Origin of the sequence: Pseudomonas sp. D1-1 (assembly GCF_051132225.1) — a bacterium.
In the GTDB taxonomy this organism is placed as follows: domain Bacteria; phylum Pseudomonadota; class Gammaproteobacteria; order Pseudomonadales; family Pseudomonadaceae; genus Aquipseudomonas.
Map to the genome: position 1 here is coordinate 2,613,015 of NZ_CP071676.1, position 16,024 is coordinate 2,629,038.

11 protein-coding genes are annotated in these 16,024 nt (G+C 62.7%); 5 read left to right on the plus strand and 6 right to left on the minus strand.

Annotation, left to right across the window (positions count from 1 at the left end; translation table 11 throughout):
• Positions 1-259 precede the first annotated feature (259 nt).
• From J3P86_RS11945 to J3P86_RS11955, 3 genes are all read right to left on the minus strand, one after another.
• The gene (locus tag J3P86_RS11945; RefSeq protein WP_434700385.1) at positions 260-1,216 is read right to left on the minus strand and encodes a diguanylate cyclase; all 957 of its coding nucleotides are present in this window, start codon (positions 1,214-1,216) and stop codon (positions 260-262) included.
• Between the two features lie 3 nt (positions 1,217-1,219).
• Positions 1,220-2,179 (minus strand): response regulator, encoded by a 960-nt coding sequence (locus J3P86_RS11950; RefSeq protein WP_434700635.1) that lies wholly within the window; start codon positions 2,177-2,179, stop codon positions 1,220-1,222.
• A gap of 185 nt (positions 2,180-2,364) precedes the next feature.
• A complete protein-coding gene (locus J3P86_RS11955) occupies positions 2,365-3,177 on the minus strand; it encodes a helix-turn-helix transcriptional regulator (protein WP_434700387.1) in 813 nt (270 codons plus the stop codon).
• Between the two features lie 106 nt (positions 3,178-3,283).
• Here J3P86_RS11955 and J3P86_RS11960 point away from each other — a divergent pair, with 106 nt between their 5' ends.
• Both J3P86_RS11960 and J3P86_RS11965 read left to right on the plus strand, forming a co-directional pair.
• Positions 3,284-4,240 carry a threonine dehydratase gene (locus J3P86_RS11960; RefSeq protein WP_434604597.1) on the plus strand — a complete coding sequence of 319 codons (957 nt, stop codon included), beginning with the start codon at positions 3,284-3,286 and terminating at the stop codon, positions 4,238-4,240.
• A gap of 97 nt (positions 4,241-4,337) precedes the next feature.
• Positions 4,338-4,958 carry a TetR/AcrR family transcriptional regulator gene (locus tag J3P86_RS11965; protein WP_434700389.1) on the plus strand — a complete coding sequence of 207 codons (621 nt, stop codon included), beginning with the start codon at positions 4,338-4,340 and terminating at the stop codon, positions 4,956-4,958.
• A 129-nt stretch (positions 4,959-5,087) separates the two neighbouring features.
• On the opposite strand, the gene J3P86_RS11970 is transcribed toward J3P86_RS11965, so the two are convergent.
• The gene (locus J3P86_RS11970; RefSeq protein WP_434700391.1) at positions 5,088-6,548 is read right to left on the minus strand and encodes an efflux transporter outer membrane subunit; all 1,461 of its coding nucleotides are present in this window, start codon (positions 6,546-6,548) and stop codon (positions 5,088-5,090) included.
• A gap of 221 nt (positions 6,549-6,769) precedes the next feature.
• Between J3P86_RS11970 and J3P86_RS11975 the strand changes: the two genes are divergently transcribed.
• From J3P86_RS11975 to fabF, 3 genes are read left to right on the plus strand one after another with little or no spacing between them, the layout of a single operon-like run.
• The gene (locus tag J3P86_RS11975) at positions 6,770-7,879 is read left to right on the plus strand and encodes an efflux RND transporter periplasmic adaptor subunit (RefSeq protein WP_434700392.1); all 1,110 of its coding nucleotides are present in this window, start codon (positions 6,770-6,772) and stop codon (positions 7,877-7,879) included.
• Positions 7,876-10,938 carry an efflux RND transporter permease subunit gene (locus J3P86_RS11980; RefSeq protein ID WP_434700394.1) on the plus strand — a complete coding sequence of 1,021 codons (3,063 nt, stop codon included), beginning with the start codon at positions 7,876-7,878 and terminating at the stop codon, positions 10,936-10,938. Before J3P86_RS11975 ends, J3P86_RS11980 begins: the two co-directional genes overlap by 4 nt.
• Positions 10,935-12,221: a beta-ketoacyl-ACP synthase II gene (fabF, locus tag J3P86_RS11985; RefSeq protein ID WP_434697921.1), complete on the plus strand. Its 1,287-nt coding sequence runs from the start codon at positions 10,935-10,937 to the stop codon at positions 12,219-12,221. The genes J3P86_RS11980 and fabF overlap by 4 nt, the downstream gene beginning before the upstream one ends.
• Before the next feature lie 7 nt (positions 12,222-12,228).
• On the opposite strand, the gene J3P86_RS11990 is transcribed toward fabF, so the two are convergent.
• Both J3P86_RS11990 and J3P86_RS11995 read right to left on the minus strand, forming a co-directional pair.
• Positions 12,229-13,443 (minus strand): multidrug effflux MFS transporter, encoded by a 1,215-nt coding sequence (locus J3P86_RS11990; protein WP_434697920.1) that lies wholly within the window; start codon positions 13,441-13,443, stop codon positions 12,229-12,231.
• A gap of 184 nt (positions 13,444-13,627) precedes the next feature.
• A complete protein-coding gene (locus tag J3P86_RS11995) occupies positions 13,628-15,817 on the minus strand; it encodes a TonB-dependent siderophore receptor (RefSeq protein ID WP_434697919.1) in 2,190 nt (729 codons plus the stop codon).
• Positions 15,818-16,024 lie beyond the last annotated feature (207 nt).

The following is a 16,024-nucleotide window of genomic DNA, read 5'->3' on the forward strand; positions in this document are numbered from 1 at the left end:
GCTCGAAACTACACGGCGGAAAAAATATTGGCAAGACCAATCAAATAAAAAGTAGATTGGACAGACCAGTTGTTAGCGAACGCAAACTCCGAAACCAACGCAATTCCCTGTGGGGGCGAGCCTGCTCGCGATAGCAATCCATCAGCCAGAATGATGTTGAATGTGCCGCCGACTTCGCGAGCAGGCTCGCTCCCACAATTTGATTGGGAGGGCAAATTCCGAGCTGGCAGAGATTTCCTGTGGAGGAAGGGGCGGTGGCTCAGTGCCCGTGAACCGTCACGCGATTGCGTCCGGTCTTTTTCGACGTGTACAACGCCTGGTCGGCCCTGGCGATCAGTTCGGCGTGGTCGTTGGCGGGCTGGCTCAGGTCGGCCACGCCCAGGCTGACGGTGAAGCGGATGTCCTGGCCGTTGTACTGCACCAGCGACTCTTCAACTGCCTTGCGCAGGCGCTCGGCGAAAATCTGCCCGCCGGCCGAGTCGGTATCCGATAGCACCACGCCGAACTCTTCGCCGCCGTAACGCCCGGCGACGTCGGATTCGCGCACATGCTCGTGTAACAGTCGGGCGACTTGCTCGATGACCTTGTCGCCGGCCTGATGACCGTAGGTGTCGTTGACCCGCTTGAAGTGATCGATGTCGAGCATCACCAGGCTCAGCGCATTGCCGTAGCGTTGATGGCGGGCGTAGGCGGCTTTCAGGCTGGCTTCCCAATGACCACGGTTGTACAGGCCGGTCAGGCGATCGGTGCTGGACAGCAGTTGCAACTGTGCGTTGGCGGCCTGGATCTGATGGCGGTTGGTGGCGACGTCAGTGACGTCGTAGATCACCAGGCAGATGTGATTGATCCGGTTGTCGGGCGAGCGCAGCGGCAGCAGCGTGGTGTTCTGGTACATGAACTCTTCCTGGCCGGTGATCGGCTGGTAGCTCTTGAACCGCATCAGGTACGGGCGCTGCTCCCAGACCGTGAATGCCGGCGTGCCGAGGGTCGCGACGCTCTCGACCTTGCGGCTGAACCAGGGGCGATCGATCTCAGGAAACAGACTGAAGAAGTTGCGGTTCTGGGCATCCTTGGGCTGCACGCCGGAGCGGTTCTCCATGAAGGTGTTCCAGACCTGTACGCGGTATTCGCGGTCAAGTACCACCACGCCGACGTCGATGCTCTGAACGATGGCCAGCAACCAGTGGAATTCGTTCAGATCGATGGATTCGCTCATGGCTCAGTTCATCAGGTAGGCGAGTTTGTGGGTAAGCCGCTCGATAGAGTCTTCCGTGAACAGCAGCAACAGGTCGAAGCGGATATCCTGGCCTTCCAGGCCATAGCTGATTTCCACCGCCAGGGTCTTTTTCCAGTGGACGCGGTTGGCGCGGATCAATTCATCGATTGCTGCATGCTGACCCAGGATCTGCGGATGCCCCTGGGAAAAAATCACGTCGATCTGTTCGGCGATGCTGCTCAGGCAAGCACCGATCAGGATGCTGGAAAGGTCCACCAGCATCTCCAGGTCCGAATAGTCGGCGCTCTCGCGCTGCATCAGTTGCCCGATGTCGGCGATCTCCGAGTCATGGAATATCAGCAGTGCTTCGCCGGCGATGCCGCTGCCGATAAAGCCTTGGCAGATGGCCGTGAGTTGCTGGGAGCTGCCGACGTCGTTCAGCGCCATGTGCAGTTCCCCGACTTCGAGGATGTTCACGTTCGGCACCGGCAATTGCACGAAGACGCCCAGGACCTTGGCAATCAGCGCCGCGGCCTGGCCGATGGCAACGTTGACTGTCTCGCGGAACGCATCCTGGAAACTGATGGCCGCGTTCGGTGCCGGTCGATTTTGCAGCGGAGCCTTGCCGGGTTGAGTCAGTAGACCCAGCCCGGTGAGTGTCTGGCGCAACTGGTTTTCGTCGAAAGGTTTTTTCAGGAACGCCAGCGCGCCCAGTTCATGCACCCGGCGTACCGCTTCATCCTGGACGTCGCCGGAAATCACAATGACCTGCGCTTTCAAGCCCTCGGCGCGCAAGGCACTCAGTACCTGATAACCATCCATCTCCGGCATGGTCAGGTCGAGCAGCACCACGTGACCAAGGCCCTGGCGTATGGCATCCATCGCCTGGCGACCGTTGACCGCCTCGGTGACTGAAACCGGCCAATCTTGCGGCAGCGCACGCAACACCTGCTTGCGCGCCATGGTGGAGTCGTCGCACACAACCAGGGGGATCAGCGACACAGGCGCACCCAACAAGACTCAACGGCGCAGATTCTTCGTACATCGATCATAGGCGGCAGCGGTCCTCTGATTCACGAATGGGGTGTATCCAGCACAACGTCCGGTGAGATGCTGTCCTTGAAAACTGGACCATTAAGTCAAGGACGTCAAATGCACTTCGTCATTTGACGCAATTGCGCCGGACTCACACCAAGGCGCTGCTTGAACGTCGTTGTCATGTGCGCTTGTGAGCTGAAACCGCAGGCGAGGGCGATTTCTGGCAGTGTGGCCGAGGAATCGCGTATCAGCGCCCGGGCCCTGGCGAGGCGTCGGTCGATGAGGTAGCCATGGGGGCTCTTGCCTGTCGCGGCCTTGAACGCACGCATGAAGTAGCCCTCGGACAGCCCCAGCAGCTGCGCCATCGCCGGTACGGCCAATGGCTGATCGAGGCCTGCGTCGATGAATTCATCCAGCAAGCGCATCCGGCTGTCGGTGAGGGAACCTTGGGGCCTTGCCGACTTGGAGTTTTCCGCTGCCGCGCATTCGGCCAGTGCCAGGGCCCAAGCCTCCCAATCGTCGTCGATCGAACCGTGCAGGAGCGCGCGACGCATGCGCTGCGCGAGCGCAATGGCCCGAAGGTCGATGCGATTGTTGAAGGGGTGATCGCCTTCAAGCACGAACCCATCGGTGCGTATCAGGCGCAGGTATTCGCCGCCATGAGGTGACTGCGAATACACGTCGCACTGGGCCGGGACGAACGCCAGCCCGTTGGGCAGCGCATTGAAGGGCTGCACCCGGTCGCTGCCGATCGCATGCAAACCGCGCTGGCTGTCGAACGCAAAACCGATCGCCGACTGGCTCGCGATGTAACGCGCTGCATAGGCGCAGCCGGGGAGCAATTCGATCGCCCACGGCCCTGCCTCGATGCGACGGGTCGATTCAGTCTTGCGCGGCGGCTGTGGGCGGTTGCGATGGCTCATGGTGTCCATAGTAGTGAAGCGGCGCCGGAAAAGTCAGGTCGGTTTTTTGAAAGCCGGGGCTCGGCGCCCCTGGCTAGACTGGACGAAATTCCAGGAGGCCATTCTCATGTACACACTGACGCTCGACGAGATTGAACAAGCGGCTCGGCAGGTCTATCAAGTCATGCCCGCCACCGCCCAGTACGCCTGGCCCTTGTTGGCGCAGCGGCTGGGATGCACGGTGTGGGTCAAGCACGAAAACCATACCCCCACCGGGGCTTTCAAGGTGCGTGGCGGCATTACCTTCATGCATTGGCTCAAGCGTGAGCACCCGCAAGCAAAGGGGATCGTCACCGCCACCCGTGGCAACCACGGCCAGAGCCTGGCGCTGTCGGCCAGCGCCTCGGGGCTGAAGGCGTTGATTGTCGTGCCGGAGGGTAACTCGATCGAAAAGAACAACGCCATGCGCGGCTTCGGCGGCGAAGTGATCGAATACGGCCGCGATTTCGATGAGGCCCGGGAGGAGGCGGCACGCCTGGCGCAAGCGCAGGGCCTGTTTCTCGTGCCGCCGTTTCATACCGAGCTGGTCAAGGGCGTCGCCACCTATGCCCTTGAGCTGTTCAAGGCTGTGCCCGACCTGGACACCGTCTACGTACCCATCGGCTGTGGCTCGGGGATTTGCGCAGTGATTGCCGCGCGCGATGCCCTGGGCTTGCAGACCCGGATCGTGGGGGTGGTCTCCACCGAGGCAACGGCTGCAAAAATGTCATTTGAAACCGGAGAAATCTGCGAAACCGCTTCGGCCAACACCTTCGCCGACGGCCTTGCCGTGCGCAGGCCGATTCCCGAAGCCTTGGCCATCTACCGCGCCGCGGCGGCGCGGATCGTGGCGGTCAGTGACCAGGAGATTGCCGAGGCCATGCGCGTCTATTACACCGACACCCATAACCTCGCCGAAGGTGCTGGCGCTGCGGCACTGGCAGGGTTGATCCAGGAGCGTGGGTTGATGGAGGGAAAAAAGGTCGGGGTGGTGCTGTCCGGGGGCAATGTCGACAGGGCGGTGTATGCCGATGTGATTGGCTGACAGCCAAAGGATGGCCGGCTCGAAGGGGGGTGTTTGTGACTCTATTCCGGAAAGGTCATAAGTTGTCAGCGACCTTTCGGGTGCGTAAGCTGCCCCCATGAACCAGCCATCCATTACCTCACCCAGCGCCCGCGGCCCCGTTGATCACGAAATTCGCGATCAGATTGTCGCGGCCGCCAATGAACACTTCAGCCAGTACGGTTATGGCAAGACCACGGTTTCCGACCTGGCCAAGGCCATCGGTTTTTCCAAGGCGTACATCTATAAATTCTTCGATTCCAAGCAGGCGATCGGCGAGGCTATCTGCGCCAATTGCCTGTCGAAAATCGTTGCTGCCGTCGAAGCAGCCATCCAGGAAGAAGGGCTGTCGGCGACGGAGCGTTTCCGGCGATTGGTCAAGACCGTGATCGCGACGGGCGTGGACCTGTTCTTCAATGAGCGCAAGCTCTACGACATCGCCGCGTTCTCGGCCTCGGAGCGCTGGCCCAGTTCACAAATCTACAACGAGCAGATCAAGAGCTTCGTGCTGCAGATCGTCCGGGAAGGTCGTGAGCTCGGCGAGTTTGAGCGCAAGACGCCGCTGGACGAGACCGTCGAAGCCATTCACCTGGCGCTGCGGCCGTTCGTCAATCCGTTGCTGCTGCAGTACAACCTCGATTTCGTCGAGGAAGCGCCCACGCTCACTTCCAACCTGATCCTGCGCAGTCTTATGCCCTGAGCCAGGGGCTCGGGGATGGGGCTGCTGTGCAGCCCAGCGGGAGCAAGCTCCCTCGCCACGGATTTGGTGAGCACCTCAAGTGAGTAGTCTTACCTGATATCGCCAGTTGGTGACCATTTCAAGGAATGATCACCGGGTTGCCACGGGCGCTTCCTCGGGCGGTTGCCAGCCACCGCCGAGCGCCCGGAAAGCCGCGACTGCCGCCCGTGCCGATTCCGTTCGCGCCTGCGCTCGGGTGTCGGACGTGCGCAGCAGCGTCTCGTCGGCATTGAGCACATCGATCAGGCTGGCCGTACCTTTGCGGTAGGCGACAAATGTCGATTGGCGAGCCTGGGTCAGCGACGTTTCCCCTTGAGCAAGAGTCGTCGCCTGGGCTTCGCGGTTCACCAGGGCGCTGAGGGCGTTTTCAACCTCCTCGGTGGCGCGCAACACCGACTGGCGATAAGCCGCCAGTGCTTCGGCTTCCTGGCCCTTGGCCTGTTCGATCTGCGCGTTGATGCGGGCGAAATCGAAGAGCCTCCAGCGCAGCCCCAGCACACCCGCCGACTGGCTGGCCCCGCCGCTGAAAAGATTGCCGCCGGACACCGCCGTGGCACTGCCGAGCAAGGCGCTGAGGGAGAATTTCGGATAATACTCGGCGACGGCCTCGCCGATGCGTGCGTTGGAGGCTGCCAGGCGGCGCTCGGCGACGATGAGGTCAGGTCGACGTCGAAGCAGGTCCGCAGGGGTTCCTGTCGTCGCCATCGGTGGGGCGAGAGGAATATCGCCCACCTGAGCCAATTGCGGGCGATGGGTGCCAGGTGGCGTGCCGAGCATCACATCCAGCGCATTCATGGCCGCGTCCAACCCGGCTTGCAAGACCGGCACGGTGGCCTGTACCTCTGACAATTGTCCCTCGGTCTGGCGGACCTGATAGTTGGCGGCCAGGCCTTTGCTGTAGAGCAATCGGACTTTTTCCAGCAGGTCCTGCTGCGTCCGCGCCTGGCGGTTCGCGATGTCCAGCCGGGTCTGTAAACCCCGCACGGTGATGTAGACGTCGGCGACCTGCGCGGCAACGGCCAGGCGCGTGGCGACGGCACCGGCCTCCGACGCCTGGTATTCGGCCAACGCCGCCTCGCGCCCGCGGCGCAGGCCGCCAAAGGCATCTATCTCCCAGCTGGCACCAAGGTTGAGCTCGTAGAAGTTTCCGTATCGGTCGTAGCCGGGCGTCGAGTCCAGCACCTGGCCGAGCGGGGTCTCGACCGATTGGTATGAGCGCGCGGCCTGGCCACTGATGTTGCCCGAGGGCAGCAAAGCGGCGTTGGCCGCGCCCAGGCCGGCCCGTGCCTGGGTGACGCGCGCCGACGCCTGCGCCAGGTCCAGGTTCTGTTCCAGGGCTTGTTGGATGAAGGCGGTGAGGGTGGGATCAGCGAAGCCTTCCCACCAGTTGACCAGCAGGGTCGGTGCGGCCGTGGAGCGCTGTTCGACCGCAGGCTGGCCCAGGTACCGGCTCGAAAGCGGCGCGGCGGCACGTTGGTAATCCGGGCCGACCGCGCAACCTGCCATGAGGCTGGCACTCATTAGAAGAGCAATGGGGCGCAGGGGAGGCATCGTATTTCCTTGAGTGGAGATTGTTTGTGACCATACTAATTATTGGTCACTTAAAGTCAAATCATCTTGTTCGCAACGGTTTTTATCTCGTCGTTTAGGCCAGAACGTACAGTGCTCAGAAGGAGGGCGTCCCATCAATTGGTGTTTTGGTGACGATTGACAGAAACGGTCACAAGCATTGAGAATGCGCCTTCCATCCTAGCGTTCAAGTAAGGGACCCTATGCTCCGGCGCCGACCTGTCACCATTGCCGCTTGCTTGTTGCCGCTCGTCCTGACGGCGTGCGGCGAGTCCTCCACCACCAAGGATCCGCGCACGCTGGCGCCGTTGGTGCGGGTGTCCGAGGTATCGGCGGCGTCCGATACCTCTCGCGCCTTCACCGGCGTGGTGACCGCCCGCGTCCAGAGCGATTTGGGTTTCCGGGTCTCGGGCAAGGTGCTCGAACGTCTGGTCGACACTGGCCAGACCGTCAAGCGGGGCCAGCCACTCATGCGCCTCGATCCCATCGACCTCGGCTTGCAGGCACGCGCGCAGCAGGAGGCCGTCGCCGCGGCCCGGGCGCGGGCCCGGCAGACCGCGGATGACGAGGCGCGGTATCGCGACCTGGTCGCTGCGGGCGCTGTTTCCGCCTCGGGCTACGACCAGATCAAGGCCGCCGCCGACACCGCGAAAGCGCAACTCAGCGCCGCCCAGGCGCAGGCTGACGTAGCGCGCAATGCCTCCGGCTATGCGGTGCTGCTGGCCGACGCCGATGGCGTGGTGATGGAGACCCTGGCCGAGCCCGGACAAGTCGTCACCCCTGGCCAAATCGTCGTCCGGCTGGCGCGTGCAGGCCAGCGCGAAGCTGCTGTGCAGTTGCCCGAGACCCTGCGGCCGGCCCCCGGCGCAACCGCGCAGGCGACGCTTTATGGCAACGCCGCCGCGACGGTTAACGCCAAGCTCAGGTGGCTGTCGGATTCCGCCGATCGGGTGACACGCACCTTCGAGGCACGTTATGTGTTGGAGGGCGCGCTGGCCAATGCCCCGCTGGGTTCGACGGTGACGCTGCGGATCAGTCCGGGCACCCGGTTGGGGCAGGCGCTGCAAGTGCCGATCGCCGCGCTGCACGACTCGGGCAAAGGTGCCGGCGTCTGGGTGATCGCCGGTGAACCGGCAAAAGTTTCCTGGCGTCCGGTCCAGCTACTGGGCCTGAGCGACGACACTGCGCAAGTCTCGGGCGAGCTGAACGTCGGCGAGCGGATCGTCGCGCTTGGCGCGCATCTGCTACGCGATGGTGAAGAGGTGAGGCTGGCTCAACCGGGCGATGTGCAGGTTGCGGAGAATCGCCCATGAGCTTCAATCTCTCGGCGCTCGCCGTTCGCGAGCGCTCGATCACGGTGTTCCTGTTGTTCCTGATTGCTGTCGCGGGTGTCCTGGCGTTCTTCCAGCTGGGCCGCGCGGAAGATCCGCCGTTCACCGTCAAGCAACTTACCGTCATCACCGCCTGGCCAGGGGCGACGGCCCAGGAGATGCAGGACCAGGTCGCCGAGCCGCTGGAAAAACGCCTGCAGGAATTGAAGTGGTACGACCGCACGGAAACCTATACGCGCCCGGGGCTCGCGTTCACCATGGTGTCGCTGGTCGACCGCACGCCGCCGTCCGAGGTCCAGGAGGAGTTCTACCAGGCGCGCAAGAAGCTCGCTGACGAAGCCATCAAGCTGCCGGCCGGTGTCATCGGGCCGATGGTCAACGACGAGTTTTCCGACGTGACCTTTGCACTGTTCGCCCTGAAAGCCAAAGGCGAGCCGCAGCGATTGCTGGTGCGTGACGCCGAGGCGTTGCGCCAACGGCTGCTGCACGTGCCGGGCGTAAAAAAGGTCAACATCATTGGCGAGCAGGCCGAACGGATTTTTGTGTCCTTTTCCCATGATCGGTTGGCGACCCTGGGGGTTTCGCCGCAGGAAATCTTTGCCGCCCTCAACGGCCAGAACATGCTCACGCCAGCAGGGTCGATCGAAACCGTCGGGCCGCAGGTCTTCCTGCGCCTGGACGGCGCCTTCGACAAGTTGCAGAAGATTCGCGATACACCGGTGGTAGTACAAGGTCGCTCGCTGAAACTGTCGGACGTGGCGACCGTCGAGCGCGGCTACGAAGACCCGGCCGCATTTCTGGTGCGCAACGGCGGCGAAGAGGCGCTGTTGCTGGGCGTGATCATGCGCGAGGGCTGGAACGGCCTCGACCTGGGCAAAGCGCTGGATGTGGAAACCAGCAATATCAATGCGGGCATGCCACTGGGCATGACGCTGACCAAGGTCACCGACCAATCGGTGAACATCGACTCGGCCGTCGGCGAGTTCATGGTCAAGTTCTTCGTCGCGCTGCTGGTGGTGATGCTTGTCTGCTTCCTGAGCATGGGCTGGCGCGTCGGGGTGGTGGTCGCGGCAGCGGTGCCGCTGACCCTGGCGGTGGTGTTCGTGGTGATGGCCGCCACCGGCAAGAACTTCGACCGCATTACCTTGGGGTCGCTGATCCTGGCGCTCGGGCTGCTGGTGGATGACGCCATCATTGCCATTGAAATGATGGTGGTGAAGATGGAGGAGGGCTACGACCGGATCAAGGCCTCCGCCTATGCCTGGAGCCACACGGCCGCGCCGATGCTTTCCGGCACCCTGGTGACCGCCATCGGCTTCATGCCCAATGGCTTCGCCCAATCGACCGCCGGCGAGTACACCAGCAACATGTTCTGGATCGTCGGCATTGCGCTGATCGCTTCCTGGGTGGTCGCGGTGGCGTTCACGCCGTACCTGGGTGTCAAGCTGTTGCCCGACATCAAGCAGGTCGAGGGTGGTCACGCGGCCATCTATAACACCCGTCATTACAACCGCTTCCGCCAGATACTGACCCGCGTCATCGCACGCAAGTGGTGGGTGGCCGGGACGGTGATCGCAACGTTCTTCGTGGCGATTGTGGGCATGGGCCTGGTGAAGAAGCAGTTCTTCCCGACCTCGGACCGGCCAGAGGTGCTGGTGGAAGTGCAGATGCCTTATGGCACCTCCATCGAGCAGACCAGCGCCACCACCGCCAAGGTCGAAGCCTGGCTGCAAGAGCAGGAAGAGGCGAAGATCGTCACCGCCTATATCGGTCAAGGCGCGCCGCGTTTCTACCTGGCGATGGCGCCGGAACTCCCCGACCCGTCCTTCGCCAAGATTGTGGTCCTGACCGACAGCCAGGAGGCGCGCGAAGCCCTCAAGTTCCGTCTGCGTGAAGCGGTCGCCGAAGGGCTTGCCCCAGAGGCGCGGGTACGGGTGACCCAACTGGTGTTTGGCCCTTACTCGCCGTTCCCCGTGGCCTATCGGGTGATGGGGCCGGATCCGGCGAAACTGCGCGAGATCGCCAGCCAGGTTGAAGGCATCATGCAGGCTAGCCCGCTGATGAGGACCGTTAACGCCGATTGGGGTCCGCTGGTGCCGACGCTGCATTTCAACCTCGACCAGGACCGCTTGCAGGCGGTGGGGCTGACGTCCAGCGCAGTCGCCCAGCAACTGCAGTTCCTGCTCACGGGCGTGCCGATAACGGCGGTCCGCGAGGACATCCGCTCGGTGCAGGTGGTCGGCCGCGCTGCCGGCGATATCCGCCTCGACCCCGCGAAAATAGACGGCTTTACCCTGGTGGGCGCGACGGGCCAGCGGATTCCGCTGTCCCAGGTGGGCGAAGTCGATGTGCGCATGGAGGACCCGATCCTGCGCCGACGTGACCGCACGCCGACCATGACCGTGCGCGGCGACATCGCCGAAGGCCTGCAACCTCCGGATGTCTCCAGCGCAATCATCAAGCAGCTGCAACCTGTGATCGACAGATTGCCCAGCGGCTACCGGATCGAGCAGGCGGGCGCGATCGAGGAGTCGGGCAAGGCCGGCAAGGCCATCGTGCCGCTGGTGCCGATCATGGTCGCCATGACGCTGCTGATCATCATCCTGCAAGTGCGTTCGGTCTCGGCGATGATCATGGTTTTCCTTACCGCACCGCTGGGCTTGATTGGCGTGGTGCCGACGCTGCTGATCTTCAATCAGCCGTTCGGCATCAACGCGCTGGTCGGGCTGATCGCGCTGTCGGGCATCCTGATGCGCAATACGTTGATCCTGATCGGGCAGATCCATCACAACGCCAATGAAGGCCTGGATCCGTTCCACGCGGTGATCGAAGCCACGGTGCAGCGAGCCAGGCCGGTGCTGCTCACGGCGCTGGCGGCGATCCTGGCGTTCATTCCGCTGACCCATTCGGTGTTCTGGGGAACGCTGGCCTACACCCTGATCGGTGGCACGTTCGTCGGCACCATCATGACGCTGGTATTCCTGCCGGCGATGTATTCCATCTGGTTCAAGATCCGTCCCGAGACGAAGAGGGCAGCATGAAAAATCACCAAGGTCTGAAACGAATCGTCGTCACCGGTGTGGGCATGGTCGGGCCGCTGGGTTGCGTCGTGGATGAGGTGTGGCAGCGATTGCTGGCCGGGCATTCCGGCATACGCAATCTGTCCGTCGACGTCACCGAAGGCACCGGCGTCGCGGTGGGTGGGCAGGTGCCGACCTTTGAAGAGGACGGCGTTGCCGGCTACGACCCGGAGCGCCTCATCGCGCCCAAGGATCGCAAGAAGATGGACCGCTTCATCGAGTTCGCCCTGGTGGCCGCTCACGAAGCCCTGGAGCAGGCCGGCTGGCATCCCGTCGAGGCCATCGATCAGGAGCGGACCGCCACGATCATTTCCTCGGGCGTGGGTGGTTTCGCCACGATTGCCGATGCCGTGCGCACCACGGACAGTCGTGGCCCGCGTCGTTTGTCGCCGTTCACCGCGCCGGCTTTCCTGGCCAACATGGCGGCCGGGCAGGTGTCGATCCGGCATGCGTTCAAAGGGCCGCTGGGCGCACCCGTCACGGCTTGCGCCGCCGGTGTGCAGGCCATCGGCGATGCGGCCAGGCTGATCAGGAGTGGCGAGGCGGATATTGCCATCTGCGGCGGCACCGAGGCGGCGATAGACCGCGTGACCCTGGGTTGTTTCGCGGCGGCTCGCGCACTGTCCACCGGCTTCGCGGAGCGCCCGCAAGAGGCCTCGCGGCCGTTTGATCGTGATCGCGACGGTTTTGTCATGGCCGAAGGCGCCGGTTTGCTGGTGATCGAATCGCTGGAACACGCCCTGGCACGTGGGGCCAAGCCCCTGGCCGAGCTGGTCGGTTATGGCACCAGCGCCGACGCCTATCACCTGACCGCAGGGCCGGAGGATGGCAACGGTGCCCGCCGCGCCATGGAACAGGCGCTGCGCCAGGCCGGTATCAGCCCCGCCGAGGTGCAGCACATCAATGCTCACGCGACCTCCACCCAGGTTGGCGACGCGGGAGAGCTGGCGGCGATTCGCGCGGTGTTCGGCGTGGACTCCGGTGTGGCGATCACCTCGACAAAATCCGCCACCGGGCATCTGTTGGGCGCCGCCGGGGGCATCGAAGCCATCTTCACCGTGCTCGCGCTTCGTGACCAGATCGTGCCGCCGACGCTGAATTTGCTTCATCCGGATGAGACGGCCAGCGGGCTCGATCTGGTTGGCCTGAAGTCGCGGAAGATGCCAATCACCCACGCGCTGTCGAATGGGTTCGGCTTTGGTGGCGTCAACGCCAGCGTGCTGTTCCGTCGCTGGGAAGACTGACGTCGGCTCAGCGGCGCAAGAAGAACAGCAGCAGCGCGATCAGGCAGGTCAACGCCTGGATCGCGCCCAGCGTGGTGATGGGCGAAAAGCTCAATACGGAGGCCAGCCAGGTGGTCAGCGCCGCCGCGCCCATGGACAAGAATCCCAGCAACGCCGAGGCCATGCCGGCCTCCTTGCCGAAAGGCCCCATGGTGATGGCGGTGCCCAGCGGGTTCGCCAGGCCCATGCCCCAGAGAAACGTCACCATCGAGACGGCATACCAGCCCAGGCCTGGGTCAGCCGGCCCGACCACAAGCAGGCCACCGCCGAGCATGGCGCAGGCAATGCCCAGCAAGGCGATGGTGCGCGTGCCGTAGCGGTGCGCCAGGCGCGGGGCCGCCATGCCGGCGGCGAACACGACGAACACCGTCGAGGCGAAATACAGGCCGGCTTGCACTGACGTCAGGCCGATGCCTTTCATCAGGATCGCCGGGGCGGCGGCGAAAGAGGCGAACAAGCCGCTCAGCAGCAGGCTCATCGACAGGGCGGGGAGGATAAAGCGCTTGTCCGCCATCAGCCTTGCGTAAGCGCGCACGACGCTGCCGGTGGAGTGCGGCGCCCGGCGATCGGCGGGATGGGTTTCACCGAGGTCGCGGACGTAGAAGAAGGCGAGTACGACTGCCGCCAATCCAACCAGGATAAACATCGCGCGCCACCCGAGCGTGACGGACAGCACGCTGCCCACCAAGGGCGAGAAACCTGGCGCGGCGGCGGTGGCAACCATCGTCAACGACAGGGCGCGGGCCAACGTCTCGCCTTCGAACAGATCCCGAGCGATGGCGCGCGACAGCACCGAGGCAGCGCACACACCCAATGCCTGGACGATGCGTCCGGCGATCATGACATCGAGCGTGGTGGCGAGCCCTGCGATGACGGTCCCGACCATGAATACCGACAATCCGCCCAGCACCAGCTTCTTGCGCCCATAACGATCGGCCAGCGGCCCGACCACCAACTGGCCCAGGGCAAAGGTGACGAAGTAGCTGGAGAGTGTCAGGCCCAGTTCGCGGGCGGTCACGCCCAAGTCATCGCCAATGACCGGGAACGCGGGGAGGATGATGTTGGTGGAGAGCATTCCGATCGCCGCGAGGCCTGCGAGCAGGGCGACGATTCGACCGGTCAGGGGTTGGCTTGTTGCCAGTGGCGGCGAACCCGCCAGCGCGGATGCATTCCCGGTTTCCATGCGCTATCCCCTTCTTCCAGCCGCTTATGATGATCGTAATATGACGATCGTCATCGGAGGCGTCAAGTCAAAAAGTGGATCGGGGGGGCCGCTGGGGCAGAGAGGGTCTTTGGGAAGCGCGGAGGGGGGAATAGCGTAAAAATGATTCGGTCGGCGCGGGTCGGCGCCGACCGAATCATCATTTTTACCAACGGAAGTTGACGGACGTCACCAGCTCGCGTTCATCGCCGTAGCGGCAGATGGCGGCTTCGCAGTACACGTACTTTTTGTTCGTCACGTTGTTAGCGTTTAGAGCGATGTCCCAGTTTTTATCGATCTGGTAGCTAGCCATTGCGTCGAACAGCGTATAGGCCGGCATTTGCGAATCGATGCCCGAGGCCTGGGTGGTGCCCTTGTAACGTGCGCCACCACCTACCTTCAGCTGTGGCACTCCGAAGAGAGCAAAGTTGTAGTCAGCCCACAGCGCGGCTTGGTGGTAAGGAGTGTCTTCGCTGCGCTGGCCCACTTCGCTCTGGACCTGACTTTTAGTAGTCCGCGCATCGGTGTAAGCGTACGAGGCAATCACACTCAATTGGGGCGTGACGTCAGCCTTGGCTTCCAGCTCCAAGCCACGGGAGCGCTGCTCGCCAATCTGCCGAGGATTGTTGCCTGCTAGGTCGCGCTTCACGACGTTTTCTTGCGTCAGCTCGTACACCGCGGCACTCAGCAGCATGTTGCTGCCAGGAGGTTGGTAGCGAATGCCGATTTCGTACTGCTTACCTTCGGTAGGATCGAACGTCTGGTCTGGTGCGTCGGCTACCGCCACCGGGAAAAACGATTCGCTATAGCTGATGTAGGGCGCCAGGCCGTTATCGGCTTGGTAAACCAGTCCGGCGCGCCAGGTGGTAGATTCGTCGTCCTGGCTCAGCTTTTGACCGGTCCTGAACGCTTCCTGATCCTGATCAGCCCAATCGTGGCGGCCACCGAGCAGCAGCAACCAGTGATCGTCGAACTTGATCTGGTCTTGCAGATAAATACCTGTCTGGAACGTGTCGATCTGCGAACCTCGCTCGCGGCTCCGGCGTTTGTCCACTACGACCGGCTGCCCGTAGTTATAGTCACCAATGTTGATGGAAGGAGCGGGGCCCCGGAAGTTATGCGAGTCGTACGACGCGTCGTAGGTATCTGCACCCACCAGAAAGGTGTTTTCCACCCCTCCGATGTTCCAGCGTGTCTCTATGTTGGTGTCGCTGGCTAGTGCCCGGGAGCGCTCGCGGCGGTCGCTGTATTGTCGAGCTAGAACGCCGTTGGTGACTGCTCCGGCCTGAAGATATTTCCACTTCACATCCGCTTCGTAGTAACGCAGCTTGTTGCTGATGCGGGTGTGCTCATCGAAGCGGTGTTCGAACTCATAACCGATGGCGGACATCTCGCCATTCATGTCGTCGTAATCGGGCTCGCCGATGAAATCGTGGCGGCCGATGGTGACCGGCCCGTTGCCCACGCCCTTGACCAATTGATAGGGCAGCGGGGCGGAGAAACGGGTGTCGCTCTTCTGATAGAACGAGAGCAGGGTCAGCGACGTATCTTCATTGGGGCGCCAGGTCAGGGCCGGGGCGATATAGAGCTTGTCGTCGTTGATGTAGTCCTGCTGGGTGTCGCTGTCGCGCTTGAGCATGGTCAAGCGGTAGCTGAGGACTTCGCTGTCGCCGAGCGGCCCGCTGAAGTCGGCGGTCAGTTGCTTGCGATCATGGTTGCCGTATTGCATGCCCAGCTCGTGCTGTGGGGTTTCGGTCGGGCGTTTGCTCACGCCGTTGACGAAGCCACCGGGCGACAGTTGGCCGTACAACACCGAAGCCGCGCCGCGCACGACCTCCACGCGTTCCAGACCATAGGGTTCCTGCACACCGTCGTAAGAGTTGTACTGCAAGCGCATGCCGTCGCGTAGCGAACCGCCGGTGGCGGATTCGACGTCGAATCCGCGCATGCGGAACCGGTCGGAAGTGCGGTTGAAGCTGCTTGGCTGGCTGGTGAAACCCGGGGTATAGCTCAGGGCATCTGCCAGAGTGTCGGACTTGCGATCACGCATTTCATCGGCGGTCACCACGGAAACCGATTGCGGCGTTTCGGTGATGGCTGCGTTGGATTTGGTGGCGCTGCCGTTACGCAAGGCGACCTTGCCGGCCAGCGGCGCCGTCGGGTTTTCCACCGCGGCGGCGTTGATGTTGATTTCGCCGAGTTGAAGAGGGGCATTGGCAGCAGCCTCTTGCTGTGCGGCCATCGCCTGTGCTGAAAAAATGCTCCCCAAAGCCAGTGCCAGCGTGCTCAGGTGAAACGCAGGATGACGCGAGACGTAACGTTTTTCGGTGCCAACTATTGTTTTTCTGACGAGCATCGAGGAAGTCCTTGGGGTTGTTTTTGTCTTCGCAGGCCTGCTGTCCCGGTCCAGCGGCATCGGGCAGACGAACGAGGTTAGTGTCTACTGGCCATAATCTGACTGTGAATGATAAGGGTTTGCATTAATATTGTCAGGCTTGTAGCGAAATTATTTTGGTTTCGACATATTCTGTGCCCCACTTTTTTGACCCTTGGTGGATTTCCC

Excerpts from the sequence above, each read along its gene's own strand:
- J3P86_RS11980 (WP_434700394.1), top strand. The coding sequence starts at position 7,876 with ATGAGCTTCAATCTCTCGGCGCTCGCCGTTCGCGAGCGCTCGATCACG.
- J3P86_RS11975 (WP_434700392.1), top strand. The coding sequence starts at position 6,770 with ATGCTCCGGCGCCGACCTGTCACCATTGCCGCTTGCTTGTTGCCGCTC.
- J3P86_RS11955 (WP_434700387.1), bottom strand. The coding sequence starts at position 3,177 with ATGAGCCATCGCAACCGCCCACAGCCGCCGCGCAAGACTGAATCGACC.
- J3P86_RS11970 (WP_434700391.1), bottom strand. The coding sequence starts at position 6,548 with ATGCCTCCCCTGCGCCCCATTGCTCTTCTAATGAGTGCCAGCCTCATG.
- J3P86_RS11950 (WP_434700635.1), bottom strand. The coding sequence starts at position 2,179 with ATGGCGCGCAAGCAGGTGTTGCGTGCGCTGCCGCAAGATTGGCCGGTT.
- J3P86_RS11965 (WP_434700389.1), top strand. The coding sequence starts at position 4,338 with ATGAACCAGCCATCCATTACCTCACCCAGCGCCCGCGGCCCCGTTGAT.
- J3P86_RS11995 (WP_434697919.1), bottom strand. The coding sequence starts at position 15,817 with ATGCTCGTCAGAAAAACAATAGTTGGCACCGAAAAACGTTACGTCTCG.
- fabF (WP_434697921.1), top strand. The coding sequence starts at position 10,935 with ATGAAAAATCACCAAGGTCTGAAACGAATCGTCGTCACCGGTGTGGGC.
- J3P86_RS11960 (WP_434604597.1), top strand. The coding sequence starts at position 3,284 with ATGTACACACTGACGCTCGACGAGATTGAACAAGCGGCTCGGCAGGTC.
- J3P86_RS11945 (WP_434700385.1), bottom strand. The coding sequence starts at position 1,216 with ATGAGCGAATCCATCGATCTGAACGAATTCCACTGGTTGCTGGCCATC.
- J3P86_RS11990 (WP_434697920.1), bottom strand. The coding sequence starts at position 13,443 with ATGGAAACCGGGAATGCATCCGCGCTGGCGGGTTCGCCGCCACTGGCA.